Origin of the sequence: Methylorubrum thiocyanatum (genome assembly GCA_014138645.1) — a bacterium.
In the GTDB taxonomy this organism is placed as follows: domain Bacteria; phylum Pseudomonadota; class Alphaproteobacteria; order Rhizobiales; family Beijerinckiaceae; genus Methylobacterium; species Methylobacterium thiocyanatum.
The window spans coordinates 1-22,797 of the sequence record JACJIB010000009.1; the positions used below are offsets into that span (position 1 = coordinate 1).

At 69.7% G+C, this 22,797-nt stretch carries 19 protein-coding genes, 2 tRNA genes and 1 rRNA gene; 13 read left to right on the forward strand and 9 right to left on the reverse strand.

Annotated features, from left to right (window positions below; all coding sequences use genetic code 11):
• Nucleotides 1–184: 184 nt before the first annotated feature.
• The 9 genes from rrf (at nt 185) to HNR51_RS22070 (ending at nt 9,084) form a co-directional block, all read left to right on the forward strand.
• Nucleotides 185–300: ribosomal RNA gene (rrf, locus tag HNR51_RS22030) — 5S ribosomal RNA — on the forward strand.
• 53 nt (nt 301–353) lie between these two features.
• Nucleotides 354–430 (forward strand) — tRNA-Met (locus HNR51_RS22035).
• Nucleotides 431–822: 392 nt separating this feature from the next.
• A complete protein-coding gene (locus HNR51_RS22040; RefSeq protein WP_063987182.1) occupies nt 823–912 on the forward strand; it encodes a K(+)-transporting ATPase subunit F in 90 nt (29 codons plus the stop codon).
• A gap of 19 nt (nt 913–931) precedes the next feature.
• Complete coding sequence (gene kdpA, locus HNR51_RS22045) at nt 932–2,647, forward strand: potassium-transporting ATPase subunit KdpA (RefSeq protein ID WP_182556369.1); 1,716 nt, start codon at nt 932–934, stop codon at nt 2,645–2,647.
• Between the two features lies 1 nt (nt 2,648).
• Nucleotides 2,649–2,849: a hypothetical protein gene (locus HNR51_RS22050; RefSeq protein WP_012452884.1), complete on the forward strand. Its 201-nt coding sequence runs from the start codon at nt 2,649–2,651 to the stop codon at nt 2,847–2,849.
• A gap of 69 nt (nt 2,850–2,918) precedes the next feature.
• The gene (gene kdpB / locus HNR51_RS22055) at nt 2,919–5,018 is read left to right on the forward strand and encodes a potassium-transporting ATPase subunit KdpB (protein WP_182556370.1); all 2,100 of its coding nucleotides are present in this window, start codon (nt 2,919–2,921) and stop codon (nt 5,016–5,018) included.
• 17 nt (nt 5,019–5,035) lie between these two features.
• Nucleotides 5,036–5,641, forward strand: a complete 606-nt coding sequence (locus HNR51_RS22060) for a K(+)-transporting ATPase subunit C (protein ID WP_182556371.1) — start codon at nt 5,036–5,038, stop codon at nt 5,639–5,641.
• Nucleotides 5,642–5,661: 20 nt separating this feature from the next.
• A complete protein-coding gene (locus tag HNR51_RS22065) occupies nt 5,662–8,370 on the forward strand; it encodes a DUF4118 domain-containing protein (protein ID WP_182556372.1) in 2,709 nt (902 codons plus the stop codon).
• A 24-nt stretch (nt 8,371–8,394) separates the two neighbouring features.
• Nucleotides 8,395–9,084: a response regulator gene (locus HNR51_RS22070; RefSeq protein WP_012452880.1), complete on the forward strand. Its 690-nt coding sequence runs from the start codon at nt 8,395–8,397 to the stop codon at nt 9,082–9,084.
• 57 nt (nt 9,085–9,141) lie between these two features.
• On the opposite strand, the gene HNR51_RS22075 is transcribed toward HNR51_RS22070, so the two are convergent.
• The 3 genes from HNR51_RS22075 to HNR51_RS22085 all read right to left on the reverse strand — a co-directional run bounded on the left by HNR51_RS22075 (nt 9,142) and on the right by HNR51_RS22085 (nt 11,423).
• Nucleotides 9,142–10,080 (reverse strand): nucleoside hydrolase, encoded by a 939-nt coding sequence (locus HNR51_RS22075; RefSeq protein ID WP_182556373.1) that lies wholly within the window; start codon nt 10,078–10,080, stop codon nt 9,142–9,144.
• A gap of 367 nt (nt 10,081–10,447) precedes the next feature.
• Entirely contained in the window at nt 10,448–10,759 is a 312-nt protein-coding gene (locus HNR51_RS22080; RefSeq protein ID WP_182556374.1) for a hypothetical protein, read from the reverse strand.
• A gap of 588 nt (nt 10,760–11,347) precedes the next feature.
• Nucleotides 11,348–11,423: transfer RNA gene (locus HNR51_RS22085), tRNA-Glu, on the reverse strand.
• Nucleotides 11,424–11,530: 107 nt separating this feature from the next.
• Here HNR51_RS22085 and HNR51_RS22090 point away from each other — a divergent pair.
• Nucleotides 11,531–12,532: an RluA family pseudouridine synthase gene (locus HNR51_RS22090; protein ID WP_373325213.1), complete on the forward strand. Its 1,002-nt coding sequence runs from the start codon at nt 11,531–11,533 to the stop codon at nt 12,530–12,532.
• A gap of 123 nt (nt 12,533–12,655) precedes the next feature.
• Complete coding sequence (locus tag HNR51_RS22095; RefSeq protein ID WP_182556376.1) at nt 12,656–13,105, forward strand: GNAT family N-acetyltransferase; 450 nt, start codon at nt 12,656–12,658, stop codon at nt 13,103–13,105.
• Between the two features lie 72 nt (nt 13,106–13,177).
• Here HNR51_RS22095 and HNR51_RS22100 read toward each other — a convergent pair whose 3' ends face one another.
• Entirely contained in the window at nt 13,178–13,390 is a 213-nt protein-coding gene (locus tag HNR51_RS22100) for a hypothetical protein (protein ID WP_063987184.1), read from the reverse strand.
• A 466-nt stretch (nt 13,391–13,856) separates the two neighbouring features.
• Between HNR51_RS22100 and HNR51_RS22105 the strand changes: the two genes are divergently transcribed.
• Together HNR51_RS22105 and rpoH are read left to right on the forward strand one after the other, a co-directional pair.
• Nucleotides 13,857–15,866, forward strand: coding sequence for a putative bifunctional diguanylate cyclase/phosphodiesterase (locus HNR51_RS22105; RefSeq protein WP_182556377.1), 2,010 nt, complete (start codon nt 13,857–13,859; stop codon nt 15,864–15,866).
• 263 nt (nt 15,867–16,129) lie between these two features.
• On the forward strand, nt 16,130–17,023 hold the full coding sequence (gene rpoH, locus HNR51_RS22110; RefSeq protein WP_012452875.1) for an RNA polymerase sigma factor RpoH: 894 nt from the start codon (nt 16,130–16,132) through the stop codon (nt 17,021–17,023).
• 138 nt (nt 17,024–17,161) lie between these two features.
• On the opposite strand, the gene HNR51_RS22115 is transcribed toward rpoH, so the two are convergent.
• The 5 genes from HNR51_RS22115 to purB form a co-directional block, all read right to left on the reverse strand.
• On the reverse strand, nt 17,162–18,643 hold the full coding sequence (locus HNR51_RS22115) for a histidine kinase (RefSeq protein ID WP_182556378.1): 1,482 nt from the start codon (nt 18,641–18,643) through the stop codon (nt 17,162–17,164).
• Nucleotides 18,644–18,683: 40 nt separating this feature from the next.
• On the reverse strand, nt 18,684–19,976 hold the full coding sequence (locus tag HNR51_RS22120; RefSeq protein WP_012452873.1) for an adenylosuccinate synthase: 1,293 nt from the start codon (nt 19,974–19,976) through the stop codon (nt 18,684–18,686).
• 183 nt (nt 19,977–20,159) lie between these two features.
• Complete coding sequence (locus HNR51_RS22125) at nt 20,160–20,474, reverse strand: hypothetical protein (protein ID WP_152275997.1); 315 nt, start codon at nt 20,472–20,474, stop codon at nt 20,160–20,162.
• Between the two features lie 60 nt (nt 20,475–20,534).
• Nucleotides 20,535–21,392 carry a D-amino-acid transaminase gene (locus HNR51_RS22130; protein WP_182556379.1) on the reverse strand — a complete coding sequence of 286 codons (858 nt, stop codon included), beginning with the start codon at nt 21,390–21,392 and terminating at the stop codon, nt 20,535–20,537.
• 60 nt (nt 21,393–21,452) lie between these two features.
• A complete protein-coding gene (gene purB, locus HNR51_RS22135; RefSeq protein WP_012452870.1) occupies nt 21,453–22,760 on the reverse strand; it encodes an adenylosuccinate lyase in 1,308 nt (435 codons plus the stop codon).
• Nucleotides 22,761–22,797 lie beyond the last annotated feature (37 nt).

The following is a 22,797-nucleotide window of genomic DNA, read 5'->3' on the forward strand; positions in this document are numbered from 1 at the left end:
GATAGGCCGGGAGTGCAAGCGCGGCAACGCGTTGAGCTGACCGGTACTAATCGCCCGACAGGCTTGATCGCTCTCATGATCCGTGTCCGGATCAAAACAGAACACCATCACGAGACAGACCACCGACACCCAACAGGCTGTCGGTCACCGCTTGCCGAACAAACCCAAACTTGTGCTGCGCCGGCCTGGTGGCCTGAGCGGTGTGCCCAGGACCCGATCCCATCTCGAACTCGGCCGTCAAACGCACCAGCGCCCATGGTACTGTGTCTCAAGACACGGGAGAGTCGGTCGCCGCCAGGCCTGCCCAGCACAAGACACCCCACATTCCCTCACACACACGATCAGCGCCTCGGCGCGGGGTGGAGCAGCCCGGTAGCTCGTCAGGCTCATAACCTGAAGGTCGCTGGTTCAAATCCAGCCCCCGCAACCAACACACCACGCGCGATCACCAGCGCAGACGCCGACACACAGCCCGCCGACCCGAAAGGTCCGCGGGCTTTTTGCTGTCCCGCGTCCCGGCCCCGCGCAACGACCCCGACGCACCCCGAGAGGGGAGGGGGCCTTGGCCGTCTCTCATCTTCAGGCTGGGCGCGGCGAAATCGCAAAAAACCTGATGCGATCCTTATAAGCCGAGGTCCGTCTCCGTCTCGAACCCTAACGCGGTCCGCGCGCACAGTCCCGGGCGGCCGCACTCGTCCGCGGCCGCTTCACCGCCACGGACGCACCATGCTCGATGTCATTCTCCTCGCCGCCGGCCTCGCCTTCTTCGCGGCGACGGCCGGTTACGCGTCGCTCTGCGCACGCCTCTGACGGAGGCTTGCCGTGACGTTCGACCTCGCGCTCGGCGCCCTCGTGACCGCAGGGCTCCTCGTCTACCTCGCTTATGCCCTCGTCCGCCCCGAGCGGTTCTGAGCGGCCCGGACCTCCTCCCATGACACTCATCGGCTGGTTTCAGATCGCGCTGTTCTGCGCGGTCGTGCTGGCGCTCGTGAAGCCGCTCGGGGCCTACATGACCCGCGTCTTCGCCGGCGAGCGCACAATCCTCTCGCCCGTGCTCGTTCCGATCGAGCGCGGCCTCTACCGCGCAGCCGGCATCGATGCCCGGCACGAGCAGACTTGGCTCGGTTACGGCCTCGCCATGCTCGTCTTCCACGCGCTCGGCTTCGTATCGCTCTACGCGATCCTGCGGCTGCAGGACGGGCTGCCCCTGAACCCGATGGGTCAGGCGGCGGTGGCGCCGGACCTCGCCCTCAACACCGCCGTCAGCTTCGTCACCAACACCAACTGGCAGAATTACGGGGGCGAGAGCACGCTCTCGTACCTCTCGCAGATGCTCGGACTGACGCCGCAGAACTTCCTGTCGGCGGCCACCGGCCTCGCGCTCGCCGTCGCGTTGACCCGCGGCTTCGCGCGGGCCTCGTCGCGGACGGTCGGATCCTTCTGGGTCGATCTCACCCGCTGCACTCTCTACGTGCTGCTGCCGCTCTGCATCGGCCTGACCCTGTTCTACGTCTGGCAGGGGATGCCGCAGACGCTCGGCGCGTCCGTGGACGCAACCACGCTGGAGGGCGCGCGGCAGACCATCGCCGTCGGGCCGGTCGCGAGCCAGGTCGCGATCAAGATGCTCGGAACCAACGGCGGCGGCTTCTTCAACGCCAACGCGGCCCATCCGTTCGAGAATCCCACCGCGCTCGCGAACCTCGTGCAGATGGTGACGATCTTCGCGCTCGGCGCCGCGATGACCAACGTCTTCGGCCGGATGGTCGGCGACGAACGCCAGGGCTGGGCGATCCTCGCGGCGATGGGCGTGCTGTTCCTGGCCGGTGTCGCCGTGACCTACGCCAGCGAGGCGGCCGGTAGCCCGGCGCTGAACGGTCTCGGGTTCTCCGCCGGCAACATGGAGGGCAAGGAGATCCGCTTCGGCATCGTGGCCTCGGCCCTGTTCGCGGTCGTAACCACCGCCGCCTCCTGCGGCGCGGTCAACGCGATGCACGACTCGTTCACGGCACTCGGCGGCCTGATCCCGATGCTCAACATGCAGCTCGGCGAGATCATCGTCGGCGGTGTCGGTGCCGGGCTCTACGGCATGCTGGTCTTCGTCCTCGTCGCGCTGTTCGTGGCCGGGCTGATGGTCGGGCGCACGCCCGAATATCTCGGCAAGAAGATCGAGGCGAAGGAGGTGAAGATGGCCATGCTCGCCATCCTCTGCCTGCCGCTGATGATGCTGGGGCTGACCGCGCTCGCCACGGTGCTGCCGGCCGGCCTCGCCGGTCCCGCCAATGCCGGGCCGCACGGCTTCTCCGAGATCCTCTACGCCTTCACCTCGGCGGCGGCCAATAACGGCTCCGCCTTCGCCGGGCTCACCGGCAACACGCTGTTCTACAACACGACCCTGGCGCTCGGCATGGCTGTCGGCCGGTTCATGGTGATCGTACCGGCCCTGGCGATCGCCGGATCGCTCGCCGCGAAGAAGACGCTTCCCGCCTCCGCCGGCACCCTCCCGACCCATGGCGGCCTGTTCGTCGGCCTCCTCGTCGGCGTCATCCTGATCGTCGGCGGGCTGACCTTCTTCCCCGCCTTGGCGCTGGGGCCGGTGGTCGAGCACCTTGCCGGTGCCGCGGGGCAGACCTTCGCGGCGGGAGGCTGAGATGCCTCGCGCACTCTCCTCCCGGCGCGTGCCGCGCCCCCATCCGACCCTGCGTCGGCAGCCACATCACCGGAGGCACGGTGCCCTCCTGCGGCCGGTCCGCACCTCCGAACTCGTGCTGGCACTCCTCGGCGTCGCCCTCCTGGGCGCCCTGGCGCTCGCCGCCGTGTCCGCCGCGGTGAGCGGGCCGGCGCTGCCCTGAAGGCGCCCGCCCCGAACGACGCTCCGGCGCCTTCGCCGGATTCAGATGCATCCCATCCGGACGATCCTCATGTCCCGCTCCACGCCCTCCCTGTTCAGCGCCGCCCTGGTCGGGCCCGCGCTCCGCGACGCGTTCCGCAAACTCGATCCCCGCGCCATGGTCCGCAACCCGGTCCTGTTCGTGGTCGAGGTCGTGGCGGTGCTCACCACCGTGCTGGTCCTGGGTGACCTCGCCGTGGGCGGCGCGGACCTGTCCTTCTCCGGCCAAATCCTGCTCTGGCTGTGGTTCACCCTCCTGTTCGCCAACTTCGCCGAAGCCCTGGCCGAGGGGCGCGGCAAGGCGCAGGCGGACTCGCTGCGCCGCACCCGGACCGAGATGACGGCCAAGCGCCTGACCGGGCGGGACGGCGCCTACGAGATCGTGCCCGGCACGAGCCTCAAGCGCGGCGACGTGGTGCGGGTGGAGGCGGGCGATCTGATCCCCTCCGACGGCGAGGTGATCGCCGGGGTCGCCTCGGTCAACGAGGCGGCCATCACCGGGGAATCGGCGCCGGTGATCCGCGAATCCGGCGGCGACCGCTCGGCGGTGACGGGCGGCACGCAGGTTCTCTCCGACGCGATCACGGTGCGCATCACGGCCGCCGCCGGCTCGACCTTCGTCGACCGCATGATCGCCCTGGTCGAGGGCGCGTCCCGGCAGAAGACGCCCAACGAGATCGCGCTCAACATCCTGCTTGCCGGGCTCACCCTGGTCTTCGTCTTCGCCGTGGCCTCGATCCCGAGCTTCGCCGCTTATGCCGGCGGCGCGATTCCCGTCATCGTGCTGGTCGCGCTGTTCGTGACGCTGATCCCCACCACGATCGGCGCGCTGCTCTCGGCCATCGGCATCGCCGGCATGGACCGGCTGGTGCGCTTCAACGTGCTCGCCCTGTCGGGCCGCGCGGTCGAGGCGGCGGGCGACGTCGATACCCTGCTGCTGGACAAGACCGGTACCATCACGCTCGGCAACCGGCAGGCCACCGCGTTCCGCCCGGTTCAAGGCGTCTCCGAAGCGGATCTGGCGGATGCCGCCCAGCTCGCCTCGCTCGCCGACGAGACCCCGGAGGGCCGCTCCATCGTCGTGCTGGCCAAGGAACGCTACGGCCTGCGGGCGCGCGACATGGCCGGCCTCGCCGCCAGCTTCGTGCCGTTCACCGCGCAGTCGCGGATGTCGGGAGTCGATCTCGACGGCGTCTCGATCCGCAAGGGTGCGGTCGATGCGGTCATCGCCGCCGTGACGGCGCAGACGGTCGCCGCGCGCGGCTCGAATGCGGCGCTCGCCTACGCCCCTTCCTACACCCTTGCCGAAACCGAGACCGTCGCGCAGGTGCGCGTCATTGCCGAAGAGATCGCCAAGGCCGGCGGCACGCCCCTGGCGGTCGCCCGCGACGGACGGCTCCTCGGAATCGTCCACCTCAAGGACGTCGTGAAGGGCGGGATCCGCGAGCGGTTCGCGGAGCTGCGCCGCATGGGCATCCGCACGGTGATGATCACCGGCGACAACCCGCTCACCGCGGCCGCCATCGCGGCCGAGGCCGGCGTCGATGACTTCCTCGCCCAGGCCACGCCCGAGGACAAGCTGGCGCTGATCCGGCGCGAGCAGGCGCAAGGCAAGCTGGTCGCGATGTGCGGCGACGGCACCAACGACGCGCCCGCGCTCGCCCAGGCCGATGTCGGCGTGGCCATGAACACCGGCACGGTCGCGGCGCGCGAGGCCGGCAACATGGTCGATCTCGATTCCGATCCGACCAAGCTCATCGAGATCGTCGGGATCGGCAAGCAGTTGCTGATGACCCGCGGTGCGCTGACCACCTTCTCCATCGCCAACGACGTGGCGAAGTACTTTGCCGTACTGCCGGCGATGTTCCTGGGGCTCTACCCGCAGCTGCAGGTGCTCAACGTGATGGGGCTCGCCTCGCCGCAGAGCGCGATCCTCTCGGCCATCATCTTCAACGCGCTGATCATCGTCGCCCTGATCCCGCTGGCCCTGAAGGGGGTGCGTTACCGGCCGGTGGGCGCCGCCGCGCTGCTGCGGCGCAACCTCCTCGTCTACGGCCTCGGCGGCGTCGTGGTGCCGTTCGCCGGCATCAAGCTCATCGACCTCGCTGTCACCGCCCTTCACCTCGCCTGATCCCGGATCGCATCATCATGCTCACGCATCTGCGCCCCGCCCTCGTCCTCCTCACCGCGCTGACCGCGATCACGGGGCTCGCCTACCCGCTGGCGATGACCGGCCTCGCCGGGGCGATCTTCCCGGCGAGGGCCGCCGGCAGCCTGATCGAGCGCGACGGCCGCATCGTCGGCTCCGCCCTGATCGGCCAGAGTTTCTCGCAAGCTCACTACTTCCACGGCCGTCCCTCGGCGACGACGGCGGCGGACCCGGCCGATGCCGGCAAGACGGTCCCGGCGCCCTACAACGCGGCGAATTCGATGGGCTCGAATCTCGGGCCGACCAGCGCTGTGCTCGCCGAGCGGGTGAAGGGCGACCTTGCCGCCTTGAGCGCCGAGAATCCGGGCGTCCCGGTGCCGGTCGACCTCGTCACGACCAGCGGCTCCGGGCTCGATCCCGACATCGCGCCCGAGGCCGCCCTGTTCCAGGTGCCCCGCGTCGCCAGGGCGCGGGGAATGCCGGAGGATCGCCTGCGCGCCCTGGTGACGGCGCAGGTCGAGGGCCGTACCTTCGGGGTCCTCGGTGAGCGGCGGGTCAACGTGCTGGCGCTCAACCTCGCCCTGGACGAACTCGCCCGGCGCTGAGCGCCGCCGCCCGATCCGCGATGCCCGACCCCGCCCGCGACCCGAACCGTCCCTCGCCCGACGCGCTGCTCGACGCCGCGCGCCGGGAGGAGCGGACCCGCGGCCGCCTCAAGATCTTCCTCGGCGCCGCGCCGGGGGTCGGCAAGACCTACGAGATGCTCACCGTCGGCCGCGCCCGGCTCAGGGCCGGGGCCGACGTGGTGGTCGGCGTGGTCGAGACCCACGGCCGGGCCGAGACCGAGGCGCTGCTCGACGGGTTCGAGACGATCCCGCGGCGGCGCGTGCCCTATTACGGCACGGTGCTGGAGGAGATGGATCTCGACGCGATCCTCGCCCGCCGGCCGGCCCTCGCCCTGGTGGACGAACTCGCCCACACCAACGCGCCGGGCGCGCGCCATGCCAAGCGCTACCGCGACGTCGAGGAACTGCTCGATGCCGGCATCGACGTGCTCACGACGCTCAACATCCAGCATGTCGAGAGCCTCAACGACGTCGTCGCCGCGATCACCCGCATCCGGGTGCGCGAGACCGTGCCGGACGGGGTCCTCGACCGGGCCGACGACATCGAGGTGGTCGATCTCAACCCCGACGACCTGATCCAGCGTCTCAAGGAGGGCAAGGTCTACCTGCCCGAGAACGCCGAGCGGGCGCTGAAGCACTACTTTTCCCGCGGCAATCTGACGGCGCTGCGCGAACTGGCGCTGCGGCGCACCGCCGACCGGGTCGACGACGAACTCCTCGGCCATATGCGCGCCAACGCCATTGCCGGCCCTTGGGCGGCGGGCGAACGGCTCCTGGTCTGCGTCAGCGAGGATCCGCGTTCGGACGGGCTCGTGCGCTACGCCAAGCGGCTGGCCGACCGCCTGCACGCACCCTGGACCGCCCTGTTCATCGAGGGCGCCCGCGCCGCCTCGCTGAGCGAGGCCGAGCGCGACCGCGTCGCCGAGGCGCTCCGGCTCGCCGACCGGCTGGGCGGCGACGCCGTCACCCTGCCGGGCGGGCGGCGCGTGGCCGAGGACGTGCTGGCCTATGCCCGTTCGGCCAACGTCACCCACATCGTCGTCGGCAAGGCGACGCGCTCCTGGCTTTTCGAGCGCATCCACGGCTCGGTGGTGCATGACCTCGTGCGCGGCAGCGGCAGCATCGGCGTGCACGTGGTGCCGGGTGAGGCGCTGCGCCCGGAGCCGGCGGCGCGGGGGAGGGCGGTGGCCACCGCCGGACCGGGGCTGGATCTGCGGCCCTACGGCCTCGCCCTGCTCGCGGCCGCGGCCGGCCTCGGCCTCGCCCTGCTGCTCCAGCCCTATACCGGCATCGAGAATGCGGACCTGATGCTGCTCACCGCCGTGGTGGCGGTGGCCGTGCGCTTCGGTCTCGGGCCTTCGCTCGCGGCGGTGGTGGCCTCCTCGCTCGCCTACAACTTCTTCTTCCTGCCGCCGGTCTACACCCTGACCATCGCCGACCCGACCAACGTCGCGGCCTTCCTGCTCTTCACCGTGGTGGCGGTCCTCGTCTCGAATCTGGCCGCCAGCGCGCGCCGCGCGGCCGTGCTCAGCCGGACGCGGGCGGCGGCGACCGAGCGCCTCTACGGCTTCTCGCGAAAACTCTCGAGCTGCGGCAGCCTCGACGACGTCCTCTGGGCGACCTCGGCGCAGATCGCGGCGATGCTGCGGGTGCGGGTGGTGCTGCTCCTGCCCGAGGGTCCGGCCGTGACCGTTCAGGCGGGCTACCCGCCCGAGGACAGGCTGGACGAGGCCGACCTCGCCGCGGCCCAGTGGGCCTTCGCCAACGACCGCCCGGCCGGGCGCGGCGCCGATACCCTGCCGGGGGCGCGGCGCCTGTTCCTGCCCATGCGCACCGGGCGCGGCACGCTCGGGGTGATCGGCCTCGACGCGGACGGCACCGGTCCGATCCTGTCGCCGGAGGGGCGGCGCCTGCTCGATGCCCTGGCCGATATGGGGGCGCTCGCCATCGAGCGCGTGCGGCTCGTCGCCGATCTCGACCGGGCCGAGCGCGCCGCCGAGACCGACCGGCTGGCCCGTGCTCTGCTCACGTCGATCAGTCACGACCTGCGCACGCCGCTCGCCGCGGTGCTCGGCGCCGCCAGCACCCTGCGCGATCTCGATGCCGCGCTTCCGCCGGAATCCAAGACCGAGCTGCTGGCGACGATCATCGCGGAATCGGAGCGGCTCAACCGCTTCATCGCCAACCTCCTCGACATGACCCGGTTGGAAGCGGGGGCGGTGGCGCCGAACATGGTCGTTCAGGATGTCGCCGAGAGCATCGACACGGCCCTGCGCCGGCTCGACAAGGTGCTCGCCGGCCACCGCCTGCGCGTCGAGATCGAGCCCGGCCTGCCGCCGCTCCGGCTCGACCCGGTTCTGTTCGAGCAGGTTCTCGTCAACCTCCTCGACAACGCCGCCAAATACGCTCCCGAGGGCTCAACCGTGACGGTGCGTGCCCGGACCGAGCAGGGATGCGTCCGCATCACCATTCTGGACGAAGGGGACGGCCTGCCCGAGGCGGAGGTCGAGCGGGTGTTCGACAAGTTCTACCGCGTCCGCAAGGGCGACCGGGTCCGGGCGGGCACGGGGCTGGGCCTTGCCATCGCCCGCGGCTTCGTCGAGGCGATGGGCGGCCGCGTCACGGCGGCCAACCGCGGCGACCGGAGCGGGGCCGCCTTCGCCGTGAGCCTGCCCGTTCCGGCCGAACGGGCCCAGCAGGCCGCATGAAGGCCGCATGAGGACGGCGATCCGATGAGCCCAACCATCCTCGTGATCGACGACGAGCCGCCGATCCGCAAGCTGCTGCGGATGGGGCTCGCCACGCAGGGCTACGCCGTGGTGGAGGCCGCGGACGCGCGCACCGCCCTCGACCGGCTCGGGCGCGAGCGGGTCGATCTCGTCATCCTCGATCTCGGCCTGCCGGACATGCGCGGGCACGATCTCCTGCGCGCGATCCGCACCGGACATCCCGACCGGCCGGTGGTGGTCCTGTCGAGCCGGGACGACGAGGCCGGCAAGGTCGAGGCCCTCGATCTCGGCGCCGACGACTACGTGACGAAGCCCTTCGGCATGGCCGAGCTGCTCGCCCGCCTGCGCACCGCCCTGCGCCACCAACTCGCCGTCCAGGGCGAGCGGCCGGTCTTCCGCGTCGACGGGCTCAGCGTCGATTTGATCCGCCGGATCGTGCGGGTGAACGACGTCGAGGTGAAGCTCACGCCGCGGGAATACGACTTCCTCCGGGTCATGGTGCAGCATGCCGGCAAGGTGCTGACCCACGCGCAATTGATGAGCCAGGTCAACGCCTCGTCCGAGCCGCAATATCTGCGCGTCTACATGCGCCAGCTCCGGCAGAAGCTGGAAGCCGACCCCGAGCGCCCGCGCCTCCTGCTGACCGAGACCGGCATCGGCTACCGCCTCAAGGCGCCGGACGACGCCGGGTGAGGGGCGGCTGATCCGGGGCACTTGCCGCCAAGCGGCACCGAACCCGTCGCGGTTCCTTCAGCGCAAGGCCAGGGCCGACGGGCCGGAATAGGACGGGCACAGGTCGCGCATAAAGGCCCCGAGGGCTTCCTCGTGATCCGTCGCGAGGCAGGCCCTGACATTGGCCGCGCCTTCGCTCTCCGTCGTCATCCCGATCGCATCGACGCCGACCCGCAACGGGATCAGAGGGCACCGCTGCGGGGTGATGGCGGCGGCCATCGCCACGACATCGAACAGCGTGGGCCGGGTCACTTGGAAGGGATTGTTGTGCTGCCACAGGGTGAGGAGCCGGTGCAGGTCCGGATGCGCCTCCCCGACGGCGTGCAGAAAGGCGCCGCTCGGACGCGCCTGAACCGAATCCAGCGGCATCATGACGATGGGAACGCCGCTCTGCAGCAGCCGATCGAACGCGCCCGGATTGAGATGGATGTTGTGCTCCGCCTGGGGCGAGAGATTCGGTTCGCCCGCGGGAGAATTGTATCCTCTCCTCAAGGACCCGCCCATGACGATGACCCGCTTCAATGTCTTGAACGTTGCGGGATCGCGATCGATCATCGCTCCGATGTTGTGGAGTGGCGCGAGCGCGATCAGGGTGAGCCTGTTCGGCCGCTTCCTGATCAGGTCCAGGGTCGCATGAATGCCATCGACCGATGAAGGCGATCGTTCCTCGCCCGCATAGTCCTTTTGCGTGAAGATCACGTCGGTCTGCGTCGCAACGCCGGCCCAGACCGGAATCTCTTGCTTTCCGTAGCTCCGGAGCAGTTTGCGCGTCAGGGCGGCTCTGAGTTCCGTGTCGCCATGCGCCGTAAGGATCGCTCTGACGGTCAGCCGGCGAGATACGAGCGCCCATACGATGGCGAATGCATCGTCGATGTCGTCGCCGATATCGGTGTCGATGATGACCTCAGGCCTGCGATCGAAGAAATTGAAAAGATTGGATATTCTCTCGATCGCCATCGACGGGCCTCGCTTCCTGACCAGGGTACCGGCCGATATTCCGTGATACGAGGTTGGGGCCTTCGGGAGGTTTCGGCGAGAGAGGGCGCACCATCTTCGCGTTCACGAAGCGCAGATCCTTGTCGCTCTCGCCCCGCCCGTACCGCCGGTCGCCGCAGCACCTGCTCGAACACCCTATCCTGCCATTGGCGGTGGCGCCGTGCCGGCAGGGTACCAACGGTCCTGGCGAATCGTGATCGGTGCGCGGTTTCGAAACAATCTCGATCGTCCCACGACCATGTCAGCAGACCATATGACCTGCTATCTGTGCTGTGGGTGGCGCTGATCCAAGTCGTGATTTGTGCCCTGCAAAGAATACGTTTGAAATCTAATCGGCCTGCGGTGGAGGCAAGGATTCGCTCGTGGCCGCGATGATTCCGCTGAGATGCTGCATCGTGCGCCATCCCACCGCCACCACATCAGCGGGATCGCTGGAAGCACTTGCGATCACAGGTACGATTATCGTCATCGCATGATTGCTTCCGTCGGCGACGGAGAACGTCACGTTCCAGGTCGGTGCGCCGGAAGCATCCTGTGCGGCGGGCTGAACATTCAATATCCGTACGCGTGCGGGTTTACGCATCTGCTTGTTGATCCTGTTTGATGACGCGATGTCAGTGATGTCGCTTTCGGGCAGCAATGTTAGGATCTCGATGCCCGCATTTCAGTTGCGGATCGAGGCTGAATCGATCGTCGGCAACGGTCCGGCCTTCAGCGCATGTGTGCATGCCGTTGGCTTTGGGGTGTCGATCTGCCCCTGCACGAGTAGCGCCTGAGGTTTCTCCGGCTGTGACAGCGTGATCGGTGTCGGCTGGGGCCGTCAAGCTGCCCAGAGCCGTGTGAGGTCGACCGTCAAGCGTCCACGCCGAGTCCGCAGCCAGACGAGGGCGTCCAGGATCTCAGTCCTTCGAGAGGCGCGGACATTCGCTCTCCGTGTGAGCGAACGCGCCTCACGCGTATCACAATCGACGATGATCTGCGCCGGATGTGTACCCGGTTGAGAGGCGCTTGAGGGCAGGGCCCCGTGCCGGGCGATCGGCTGCCATGAATTCGGCGTCGTCGCTGGTGCGCAGTTTGCGCGTCCGGGCTGACGTTCCGCGCTGAGGCTCCGGCACCAAACCTCGCTGAGCAGGCCAAGACCACCGTTCGCACACGTACATTGTACAAGTGCCGCGAGGAGCTGGATGTCTTGCGCGAGTTCTTCGGCGTCAGCACCTTCAAGAGGTGCTGGCGCTCCCAAGGGGACTCGAACCCCTGTTTTCGCCGTGAGAGGGCGACGTCCTAGACCGCTAGACGATGGGAGCTTCCGGGCCGGCGGGGGTTCGTATAGCGAGGCATCCCCGGCCCCGCAAGCGCTTTCCGGGGCGAAACGACGAGAATCCTCACGGTGTCCTCCAAGGTACTCTCCACGGTGCTTTCCACGGTCCCCGGCGCGGACGAGGCGCGCAGCCACGTGCGCGATGAGGGAAGCGTCCCCGAGCGGCTCGACCGCGTTCTCGCCCGAGCCTTCGACGATCTCTCGCGTGCCCGGCTCCAGGCGCTGGTGCGCGACGGGCTCGTGCAATGCGACGGGGCGGTGGTGCGCGATCCCGCCCGCAAGGTCGGGGCCGGCAGCCGGATCGATCTCACGGTGCCCGCGCCGCTGCCCGCCGAGCCCCTCGGCGAGGCGCTGCCGCTCGCGGTCGTCCACGAGGACGAGGATCTCATCGTCATCGACAAGCCGGCTGGCCTCGTCGTGCATCCGGCGGCGGGGCATGAGGACGGCACCCTGGTGAACCGGCTGATCGCCCATTGCGGCGCGAGCCTGTCAGGGATCGGCGGGGTGCGCCGGCCCGGCATCGTCCACCGTCTCGACAAGGATACGAGCGGCCTGCTCGTCGTCGCCAAGAACGATCTCGCGCATCAGGGGCTCTCGGCGCAATTCGCCGATCACGGTCGTAGCGGGGCGCTGGAGCGGGCCTATCTCGCCCTGGTCTGGGGCGTACCGGAACCCCGCGCGGGCACGATCCGGGCGAACCTCGCACGATCCCGCCACAACCGCGAGAAGATCGCCGTAGTCCGCGACGGCGAGGGGCGCGAGGCGATCACGCACTACCGGGTCGAGGCCGTTCCCGCGGCGGACGGCGTCACCGCGCTGCTGCGCTGCCGCCTCGAGACCGGGCGCACCCACCAGATCCGGGTGCATTTGAGCCATCGCGGCCATCCGCTGCTGGGCGACGCCGTCTATGGCGGCGCCTTCAAGACCAAAGCGGCCCGTCTCGCGGAGCCCGCCCGCGACGCTCTGACGGCGCTTGCGCGGCAAGCCCTGCACGCGGCCGAACTCGGCTTTCTCCACCCGCGCTCCGGGGAGCGCCTGCGCTTCGAGAGCCCGCTTCCGGCGGATTTTTCGAGACTGCTCGCCGCCCTCGGCTAGGGCGGGCACGGCGCGGAAAGCGACGGGCGGGCCGCCTTGCACCCCGGCCGCCTCCCGTGAAACACCCGCCTCATCCGGGCCCGAGGGGACGGCAACGGGCGACGGCATCGGGCGGAGGCGCTGTTGGGAAGCCGCTACGGACTGGAGATCCGCTCGGCGCTGCCGGCCGACGCGCCGGGGCTCGCGGCGTTGCTGAGTGCCGCGGGCCATCCCGTGGCAGCGCCCGTGCTGGCCGAGCGGATCGAGGCCCTGCGCCACGCTCACGGCACGGCACTGCTCGCCCTCGAATGGGGACCGCCGAGCGGAATCGTCGTGCTGCACTGGTACCCGGTGCTCGAACAGGCCGCGCCCATGGCACAGATCACGACGCTGCTCGTCGCCCCCGACGGACGCCGCCGCGGCATCGGCCGCCAGTTGATCAAGGCCGCCTCGCAGGCCGCCCGGATGGCGGGATGCGGTGCGATCCAGCTTCTGGCCGCCGCCGAGGGGAACGGCCTGACGGAGTTCTGCGACGCCACAGGTTTCGTGCCGAGCGCGAGCGGCTTCGTGCGGCCGTTGCGCAAGAAGGGGTGACGCCTCGCCCCGGGACAGGCATCCGGAGAGGGACGGGGGCTCCGTCCGGATCCGGCCCGGCGGTGCGCGCGGCTACAGGTGGAGGAAGGGCAGATCGAGGGGCTGCGGACCGTCATGCCGCCTGCGTGCCCGGAGCTGGGGTGTGCGCCGCGCAAGACCGGCTTCGACGCGGTCGGAGGCGCGCCCGACGCGAAGCGTCAGGGCGTCGAGAACCGCGATCAGGCCGTCGACACCGGTGCGCAGACCGTTGCCGCAGGCGCGACCGATCGAACGTAAGACGTGCATGATGACCTTTCGGGAATTGGCTGCGTCCGGCGCTCCCGCGCGCCGGGTTAAGTCGAACACCGGCTTAGGGTTGCAATCACCTGCGAAGCCGCATCACCCGCTCTAGAAGCACGCCTGATCGTGCTGCCGTCGGGACAGCGATAAGCCCCAGTCTTATCGCTCATTCTCGCGCCGTATCGGTGCCCGCTTCGGCGCAGAGACCTCGAGATGCCCGGGGATTCGGTTCCGCTGCGCTTCACCGGGGCGAGCAAACGCAGAAACGCGATCCCGCGCTTAGATTCGCGTTTCCCCACCTATTGCCGAAAGGTCATTTCAGGTGGAGGGCGAGATAAGCTCGGTTCTCGCGTCTCGATCTCGTTGCCTCGACCCGCAACCGACGATGAAGCGCGCTTCAACCATCTGTTACATCTTTGCGCGTAGAGGCAGTACGCTTCACTCCGAAGCGTCCGATCCAGGCTCGCCCGCCATGCGCTCACGTTCGAGCACCGAGCCGCATCTCGACAGGCTGATCCGCCGCGATCAACTCGATGCGGTGCGCGGAAGCGTGCAGCAGGCGCTGCCTGTCAACGCGCTTCTGGGTCTGGCGAGCTTTCTGGTAGCGCTGCATTCGGGGCACGGTGCCGCGGGGGCGCTGTGGTTCTCGGCCTCCACCCTCGTCAACGGGCTGCGCTTCGGCCTGTGCCGCGCGCGCTGTGAAGGGCTGGCGATCGCGGCGGACGGGGGAACCGTCTTTGGCGAGGTTGCATCCCGCTCGGTCGACCGGCACCTGCGGCTGGCCTGCCTCGCCGCGCTGCTGTCCGGCTCCGTCTGGGCCTTCCTGCCAATCCTGTGCGGCGGCTACACCGCGCCTCAGACGCTGTTCTACCTCACCATCACCTGCGGCATCACCGCCGGCGCGGTCACGCACGGCATCGCCTACGCGCGCATCCCGATCTGCTTCATCACGCCGCCGCTGCTGTCGGTGGCGGGCTGCCTGCTCGCCGTCGGCGGGTTCGACCGGACCTGTCTCGCCGCCACCGTCCTGCTCTACCTCGCCGCGTTGATCCGCAGCGCGATCGCGACGGAGCGGGGATTTCGCGAGACGAGCCGCCTGAAGAACGAGGCGACCGCGCTTGCCGAGGCGCGCAAGGCCGCCCATGCGAGCGCGAGCGCCCTGGCGGAGGAGATGCGCGAGCGGGCGACGCATGACGGCCTCACCGGGCTGCTGAACCGCGCCGGCTTCGTCCAGCGGGCGGAGGAGCGGTTGGCGTCCGGCGCGCCGGTCTGCCTGATGCTGCTCGACCTCGACGGGTTCAAGTCGGTCAACGACGTCTACGGCCACACCACCGGCGACCGGGTGCTGGTCGAGGTCGCCCGGCGCATCCGGGCCGCCGTGCCGATGGAATGCGACGCGGCCCGCCTCGGCGGGGACGAGTTCGCCCTCGTCTACGACACCACCCGGGTGATCGAGAGCCCGTCGGCGCTGGCCGACCGCCTCATCCGCACCGTGGCCGAGCCGTTCGAGAGCTTCGACACGCGGCGCCTGGGCATGAGCATCGGCATCTGCCAGCGGCCGGCCGACAGCCTGACGCATCTGCTGAGTTGCGCCGACGAGGCGCTCTACGCGGCCAAGCATTCGGGCCGCAACCATTTCCGCCTGTTCGACGAGGGCCTGCGCACGCGCCTGGAGGTGCGGCGCGACTGTGAGCGCGACCTGTCGCAGGCCCTGGCCGAGGGGGCGCTGGAGATGTGGTTCCAGCCGATCTTCGGGCGGGACGGTTGCAGCGTGGCCAACTTGGAGGCGCTGGTGCGCTGGCGCCACCCGGTGCACGGCTGGGTGCCGCCCGCCGACCTGATCGCCGCCGCCGCCATGGCCGGGCTGACGGAATCGCTCCTGCGCTTCATCCTGGAGCAGACCTGCGGGATGCTCTGCGCGCTGCGGGATCGGGGCCTGCACGACCTCTCGGTGGCGATGAACGTGTCGCCGCGGGAGATGGCGCAGATCGCCGTCGACGAGATCGTCCTCGGCCGGCTCCGGGTGCTCGGCCTGCCGGCGACAGCCCTGGAGATCGAGATCACCGAGGAGACGGCACTCGATATCGAGGCGGTGCAGGGCAAGCTGCTGGCGCTGTCGCGGGCCGGGATCCGGATGGCGCTCGACGATTTCGGCACCGGCTACTCGTCGCTCGCCTCGCTGCGCCAGTTGCGGGCCGGGCGGGTCAAGATCGACCGCAGCCTCGTCACCGGGCTCACCGAGGCCGAGGACAAGCGCGGCCTCGTCCAGGCGGTGCTCGGCCTCGGCCGGGCGCTCGGCCTCGAAGTGGTGGCGGAGGGGGTCGAGACGGCGGACGACCTCGCCACGCTGCAGAGCATGGGCTGTCCCTTCATGCAGGGCTACCATCTCGGCCGCCCGCAGCCCGCCGAGGACATCCTGCGCTTCCTCGATGCGCGCCCCGGCGCCGACGTCCAGACCCGCCTCCACCTGCGTGGCGCGTGAGGCGCCCGTGCCTCAGAACGGTTCCGGCGGAAGGTCGGAAGCGGGCTAAGAAAGGTGCGTTTCGGCACTGCGACCCGAGTGCACGCGTGCGAGGTTAAACCCGGACTCCGGTTCGCGCGTTGAGACCCCGCGTGAACAGCGTTTGGTCGCTACCGGGCATTACGGATTTCCATTATTAAAGATGGGAAGCGGCGTGGCCGGCTCAAGAGAGCGGCCAATCGCTTGGGGCCCGCCCGATAGGGGGGCTGTTGAAGGAGGTGCACATGGCCGGCGCTCTGCCCGTGCTCGCCAATGAGGGAGGCCTTTCGCGCTACCTCGATGAGATCCGCAAGTTCCCGATGCTGGAGCCGGCGGAAGAGTTTACCCTTGCCAAGAGCTGGCGCGACGAGGGCGACCGCGAAGCCGCCCACCGCCTCGTGACCTCGCATCTGCGCCTCGTGGCCAAGATCGCGATGGGTTACCGCGGCTACGGCCTGCCGATCAGCGAGGTTGTGTCCGAGGGCAATGTCGGCCTGATGCAGGCCGTCAAACGCTTCGATCCGGACAAGGGCTTTCGTCTCGCCACCTACGCGATGTGGTGGATCAAGGCGGCGATCCAGGAATACATCCTGCGCTCGTGGTCCCTCGTGAAGATGGGCACCACCGCCAACCAGAAGAAGCTGTTCTTCAACCTGCGCAAGGCCAAGGGCCGGATCTCGGCCCTCGACGAGGGCGACCTGCGCCCGGATCAGGTCCAGCAGATCGCGACCTCGCTCGGCGTGCCGACGCAGGACGTGATCGATATGAACCGCCGCCTCTCCGGCGACACCTCGCTCAACGCGCCTCTGCGCGAGGAGGGCGAGGGCGAGTGGCAGGACTGGCTGGTGGACAACAGCCCGAGCCAGGAGACCGTGCTCGCCCGGGAAGAGGAAGGGCGCAACCGCCTCTCGGCCCTGCGCGATGCGCTGGGTGTGCTGAACCCGCGCGAGCGGCGCATCTTCGAGGCGCGGCGCTTGGCCGACGATCCGATCACCCTGGAGGATCTCTCGGGCGAGTTCGGCGTCTCCCGCGAGCGCGTCCGCCAGATCGAGGTGCGCGCCTTCGAGAAGGTGCAGGAGGCGGTCAAGCGCAACCTCGCCACCCGCGAACTGCCGCGGGCCGAGGCGCGGGCGTCCTGATCGACCACGCATCCGGAATGAGAACGAAAAGCCCGGCCATCACGATGGCCGGGCTTTTTCTTTGAGGCTTCTTCGAGGCATCTTCTTCGCGGCTTGGGACGACCGGTGGGGCGACCCCGGGTCACTCCCGCCCGGGTGTCACTCCCGCCACTGCGTGAAGGCGCTCTGCACCGCCTGGGCGCCGGCGCCGCCCTTCTCGAAGCTGATGACCGCCCTCTGGCCGTCCGCGTAGGTCAGCGCCAGATCGAGCCAGTTCTTGTGCAGCAGCAGCTCGGTGTTGCGGTCCACGTCGCCCTTCAGGGAAGACAGGCCGATCAGGAACAGGTTCTCGCGCACGCGCACCGGAAGCCCCGAGACCGGCGAGCCGCGCGCGGCCTCCTCGTCCTTGAGCTGGAGCAGGCCGATATTCTGCACCGCCCGCTTCGCGCCGGCCTCGCCGCTGTTGGTGAAGGCGAGTTCGATCGTGTGGGACGCAGGTAGGTTCGCATCGAGATTCTTGCGCATGGTCATCGCCAGCGTCAGCCCCGCAGACGGGAACTCCACGTTGACGCGCAGCACCGTCTGCAACGGCTCGCCCTGACCGCCGTTCACCGCCTCCGTCCGCCAGACCGCGTTGCCGTTGGTGGCGATCGGCTGGGCGCGCGTGTCGCTCTGGTTCTCCTCGTAGAGGATCGCCCGCTGCGAGACGGTCACCTCCGGCTGGGCCGGCGCGGTGCCCGGAGCCGCCGGCTTGGCCCGCGCTTCGGCCTCGCTGTGCTCGGCGCCGACCCGGTCGGAGAATTTCGCGTCCGGCTTCTCGGCCGGGCTCTCCTGCTCGGCCGTGCTCTGCTGGAGGTCGGAGGGCTGGTCGCGCAGGAAGAAGGCCGCCACGGCGATCAGTGCGATCACCGCCGCGAGCACGCCGCCGACGAACAGGTTGCGCAGCAGGCGCGAGCGGCCCGCGGGCGGCGTCACCACGTCGATGCGCGGGCGCTGACGGCCGTTGCCGGCCTCGCCGGCACCGTTCGCCTCGGGCGGCGGCTCGGCGGTGGGGTCCGCACCCGGCGCGTCCGCGGCCGCGTCCCCGGAGGACGGTGCCGGGATGAAGCCGTCGGCCGTCTCCGGCGCGGGCCTCGGCGCCTCTTCGGTCTTCGCCCGCCGGGGCGTCGGCATGAAGGGCACGGTCTCGCCCGGCGGCTTGGGCTCCGCGGGCGGGAGATCCGCGCCGATCCCGGCCGGCATCGAGGCGGGGGGAAGGACCAGGGGACCGTCCGAATTCTGCGGCGGCTCCGGTTCCGGCAGCGCCGGCGGCAGGAACTCGGCCGGGAGCGGCGCGGGCGCGAGCGGCTCGGGCCGAGGCGCCTCGGGCGGCGGGGGAGGGGCGGGCGCCGGCTCCGGAGCCGGCTGCGGCGCGCTCGCGGCGGCGGGCGGCGCCTCGTACTCGGCCTCGAGCCGCCCTATGGCCGTGTCGAGCGCCTGACGCTCCAGGTCGATATCCGCCTCCGGCACCGGCGGATCGAGCGAGCGAAGCTGCGCGATCAGGGCGCTGCGCGCGCGATCGTACACCGCTCGGCGCAGGGCCGGGGATCGGTCGGGCAGGGCGTCGAGCGCGCGTGCCAGCAGCGGATAATAGTCGGCCATCGTGCCCGGATCTGCCTGTCTCTAACCGCCGTCCCGGGCCTCAATCCTCGAAGGGGTTGTGCATGAGGATGGTGTCGTCGCGCTCCGGCGAGGTGGAGAGCAGCGCCACCGGCGCGCCGATCAGCTCCTCGATCCGGCGCACGTACTTGATCGCCTGGGCCGGCAGGTCGGCCCAGGAGCGGGCGCCCGCGGTGGTGCCGCTCCAGCCCGGGATCGTCTCGTAGACCGGCACGGCGCGCTGCTGCGCCGCCTGGCTCGCGGGGAGATGGTCGAAGCGCTGCCCGTCGATGTCGTAGGCGGTGCAGACCCGGATCTCGTCGAAGCCGTCGAGCACGTCGAGCTTGGTCAGCGCGATACCGTCGATGCCGGAGGTCTGCACCGTCTGGCGCACGAGGCAGGCGTCGAACCAGCCGCAGCGGCGCTTGCGCCCCGTCACGGTCCCGAATTCGTGGCCGCGCTCGCCGATGCGCTGACCGATGGCGTCGTGAAGCTCGGTCGGGAACGGGCCCTCGCCGACGCGGGTGGTGTAGGCCTTGGCGATGCCGAGCACGTAGCCGATGGCGCGTGGGCCGAGGCCCGAACCGGTCGCGGCCTGACCGGCCACCGTGTTGGAGGAGGTCACGAACGGGTAGGTGCCGTGATCGACGTCGAGCAGCGCGCCCTGTGCGCCCTCGAACAGGATGCGCTTGCCGCCGCGGCGCGCCTCGTCGAGCAGGTGCCAGACGGTGTCCTGATAGGGCAGCACCCGGTCGGCGATGGCGGTCAGCTCATCGAGGATCGCCGTCTCGGAGATTTCCTCGAGGCCGAAGCCGCGGCGCAGGGCGTTGTGGTGGGCGAGCAGGCGCTCGATCTTCGGCGGCAGGGTCTCGGGCTCGGCCAGATCCATCAGGCGGATGGCGCGCCGGCCGACCTTGTCCTCGTAGGCCGGGCCGATGCCGCGCTTGGTCGTGCCGATCTTGGTGCCCGGCGCCCCGTCCTCGCGCAGGGCGTCGAGTTCGCGGTGGAGCGAGAGGATGAGCGTGGCGTTGTCGGCGACCCGCAGGTTCTCGCGGGTGACCGTGACGCCCTGGCCGGCGAGGCGGTCGATCTCGGAGGCGAGCGCGTAGGGGTCGAGCACCACGCCGTTGCCGATCACGCCGAGCGTGTTCGGCCGGACCACACCGGAGGGCAGCAGGGAGAGCTTGTAGACGGCCTCGCCCACCACCAGCGTGTGGCCGGCATTGTGCCCGCCCTGGAAGCGGACGACGATGTCGGCCTGCTCCGAGAGCCAGTCGACGATCTTGCCCTTGCCCTCGTCGCCCCACTGGGCGCCTACGACGACGACGTTCGCCATGCGCGTCTGACCTGTCTCGCAATCGCTGGCGCGGGCGCCAAGCGGTTGCGCCACGCGCGAAAACCCCGGCGATCAGGCCGGGGACCGAGCATACGGGCGCGTCTTCGGCGATATGGGCAGGCAGGTCAAGCGAAGCGGGCCCGACCCTTGGGGACCGCCTTGCGTGGCTGATGCGCCGTCCGTCTATTTGGCGTTGCCCGGCGGCTTGATCACGGGGGTCGAGTTCGGGGTCGGCTCGGGCGCGATCGTCTTGATCTCGGGATCGACGCCCGCGGGCGGCTTGATGACGCCGTCCGACTTCTCGAGCTTTTCGCTGAGCGTGCTGCCGGTGGTGTCGCTCTCCGGCCGGACCTTCTCGGGCACCTGCTCCTGAGGCGCCGGCAGCTTCGGATCGCTGTCCTGGCCGCGCTGAGGCACGGAAGGATCCTGCGCGAAGGCGACGCCGCCCGCCAGGGCGGCGAACAGGGCGGCGCAGAGTGTCGTTCTGGCTAAGGTCATCGCGTCCTCAAAGGTCCTTTGCGAACCAACGGACGCCCGCGCCTTCGCGTTCCTGTCAGGCTATGACTCGGACGTCTCGGCGAAGGCGAAGTACAGTTCGCGCAGGCGCCGCGCCACCGGGCCGGGCCGCCCGTCGCCGAGGGCCTTTCCGTCGATCTCCACCACCGGCATTACGAAGGCGGAGGCCGAGGTGTAGAAGGCTTCCGCCGCCTCGGGCAGTTCCCGCGCGTTGATCAGCCGCTCCTCGAAGGCGAGGCCGGTCTCTTCGGCCAGCGCCAGCACCGCCTTGCGGGTGATGCCGGGCAGAACCGCGTGGGAGAGCGGACGCGTCACCAGCGCACCGCCCTTGGTGACGATGAAAACGGTGGATGAGGAGCCCTCCGTCACCACCCCGTCCTCGACCATGAAGGCTTCGGCGACGCCGGCCTCCGCCGCCTGCTGCTTGGCGATGACCTGGGCGAGGAGCGCCACCGATTTGATGTCCCGCCGCTTCCAGCGCAGGTCCGGCACGGTGATCGCCCGGGCGCCGGCCTCGGCCAGCGGGTTGTTCACGATGGATTTCTCCTGCGTGAACATCACCACGGTCGGGGCCACGTCGCCCTTGGGATACGAGAAGTCGCGCTCGGCCACGCCCCGCGTCACCTGGATGTAGACGAGGCCCTCCCGCACGCCGTTCCGCTCCACCAGCTCCTTTTCGAGCCGCTCCCACGCCTCGGCCGAGTGCGGGTTGCGGATCCCGATCTCCGAGAGCGAGCGGTCGAGCCGGGCGAGATGCCCGGCATTGTCCACGAGGCGGCCGTGCAGCACGGCGGCGACCTCGTAGATCCCGTCGGCGAACAGGAAGCCGCGGTCCATCACCGGCACGCGGGCCTCGTCCAGGGGCAGGAACTCACCGTTGAGATAGGCGGTGCGGCTCATCGGTTCTCTCAGTCGTCCGTCGTCGGGAGGAGCACGAAGCAGGTTCCGTGCAGGACGGGATCAGGCCTCTCCGAACACGCGCGAAAAAATCGTGTCGACGTGTTTCAGGTGATAGCCGAGATCGAAGCACTCCTCGATCTGCTCGGGCTTGAGCACCGCGGTCACCTCCGGGTCGGCCTTGAGAAGCGTCAGGAAATCGCCCTCGCCACGCCAGACCGGCATCGCGTTGCGCTGGACCAGCCGGTAGGCGTCCTCCCGCGAGACGCCGCCCTGGGTCAGCGCCAGCAGCACCCGCTGCGAGTGGACGAGCCCGCCGAGCCGGTCGAGGTTCTTCTGCATCTGCTCGGGGTAGATCAGCAGCTTGTCGATCACGCCGGTGAGGCGGGCGAGCGCGAAGTCGAGGGTGACGGTGGCGTCCGGGCCGATCATCCGCTCGACGGAGGAGTGGGAGATGTCCCGCTCGTGCCAGAGCGCGACGTTCTCCAGCGCCGGGGTGACGTAGCCGCGCACCATGCGGGCGAGGCCCGTGATGTTCTCGGTGAGCACCGGGTTGCGCTTGTGCGGCATGGCGGAGGAGCCCTTCTGCCCCTCCGAGAAGAATTCTTCCGCCTCCAGCACCTCCGTGCGCTGGAGATGGCGCACTTCCGTCGCCAGCCGCTCCATGGAGCTGGCGATCACGCCGAGCACGGCGAAGAACATCGCGTGGCGGTCGCGCGGGATCACCTGGGTCGAGACCGGCTCCGGCGCCAGCCCCATCTGTTCGGCGACGTATTCCTCCACCCGCGGATCGATGTTGGCGAAGGTGCCGACCGCCCCCGAGATCGCGCAGGTCGCGACCTCTTTCCGCGCCGCGATCAGGCGCTCCTTGGCGCGCGAAAACTCGGCATAGGCCTGGGCGAGCTTGAGGCCGAAGGTGACGGGCTCGGCGTGGATGCCGTGCGAGCGGCCGATGGTCGGGGTGAGCTTGTGCTCGAAGGCGCGGCGCTTCAGCGCGGCGAGCAGCGCGTCGAGATCCTTGATCAGGATGTCGGCGGCCCGGGTGAGCTGCACGTTGAGGCAGGTGTCGAGCACGTCGGACGAGGTCATGCCCTGGTGGACGAAGCGCGCCTCCGGCCCGACGATCTCGGCCAGATGGGTGAGGAAGGCGATGACGTCGTGCTTCGTCACCGCCTCGATCGCGTCGATGCGGGCGACGTCGAAGGTCGCGTCGCGGCCCTTCTCCCACACCTTGTCGGCAGCCTCCTTCGGCACGACGCCGATATTGGCGAGAGCGGTCGTGGCGTGAGCCTCGATCTCGAACCAGATCCGGAACCGGCTCTCCGGCGACCAGATCGCAGTCATCTCGGGACGGGAGTAGCGGGGGATCATGGGGGCCTCGGGCGCGCAGCGTTTGAGCGAAATCTCG

Bases quoted from the DNA above. Each gene is read 5' to 3' on its own strand.
- HNR51_RS22050 (WP_012452884.1), top strand. From the start codon at position 2,649: ATGCCTCGCGCACTCTCCTCCCGGCGCGTGCCGCGCCCCCATCCGACC.
- HNR51_RS22065 (WP_182556372.1), top strand. From the start codon at position 5,662: ATGCCCGACCCCGCCCGCGACCCGAACCGTCCCTCGCCCGACGCGCTG.
- purB (WP_012452870.1), bottom strand. From the start codon at position 22,760: ATGATCCCCCGCTACTCCCGTCCCGAGATGACTGCGATCTGGTCGCCG.
- kdpA (WP_182556369.1), top strand. From the start codon at position 932: ATGACACTCATCGGCTGGTTTCAGATCGCGCTGTTCTGCGCGGTCGTG.
- HNR51_RS22105 (WP_182556377.1), top strand. From the start codon at position 13,857: ATGCGCTCACGTTCGAGCACCGAGCCGCATCTCGACAGGCTGATCCGC.
- HNR51_RS22075 (WP_182556373.1), bottom strand. From the start codon at position 10,080: ATGGCGATCGAGAGAATATCCAATCTTTTCAATTTCTTCGATCGCAGG.
- kdpB (WP_182556370.1), top strand. From the start codon at position 2,919: ATGTCCCGCTCCACGCCCTCCCTGTTCAGCGCCGCCCTGGTCGGGCCC.
- HNR51_RS22120 (WP_012452873.1), bottom strand. From the start codon at position 19,976: ATGGCGAACGTCGTCGTCGTAGGCGCCCAGTGGGGCGACGAGGGCAAG.
- rpoH (WP_012452875.1), top strand. From the start codon at position 16,130: ATGGCCGGCGCTCTGCCCGTGCTCGCCAATGAGGGAGGCCTTTCGCGC.
- HNR51_RS22115 (WP_182556378.1), bottom strand. From the start codon at position 18,643: ATGGCCGACTATTATCCGCTGCTGGCACGCGCGCTCGACGCCCTGCCC.
- HNR51_RS22130 (WP_182556379.1), bottom strand. From the start codon at position 21,392: ATGAGCCGCACCGCCTATCTCAACGGTGAGTTCCTGCCCCTGGACGAG.
- HNR51_RS22125 (WP_152275997.1), bottom strand. From the start codon at position 20,474: ATGACCTTAGCCAGAACGACACTCTGCGCCGCCCTGTTCGCCGCCCTG.
- HNR51_RS22070 (WP_012452880.1), top strand. From the start codon at position 8,395: ATGAGCCCAACCATCCTCGTGATCGACGACGAGCCGCCGATCCGCAAG.
- HNR51_RS22060 (WP_182556371.1), top strand. From the start codon at position 5,036: ATGCTCACGCATCTGCGCCCCGCCCTCGTCCTCCTCACCGCGCTGACC.
- HNR51_RS22100 (WP_063987184.1), bottom strand. From the start codon at position 13,390: ATGCACGTCTTACGTTCGATCGGTCGCGCCTGCGGCAACGGTCTGCGC.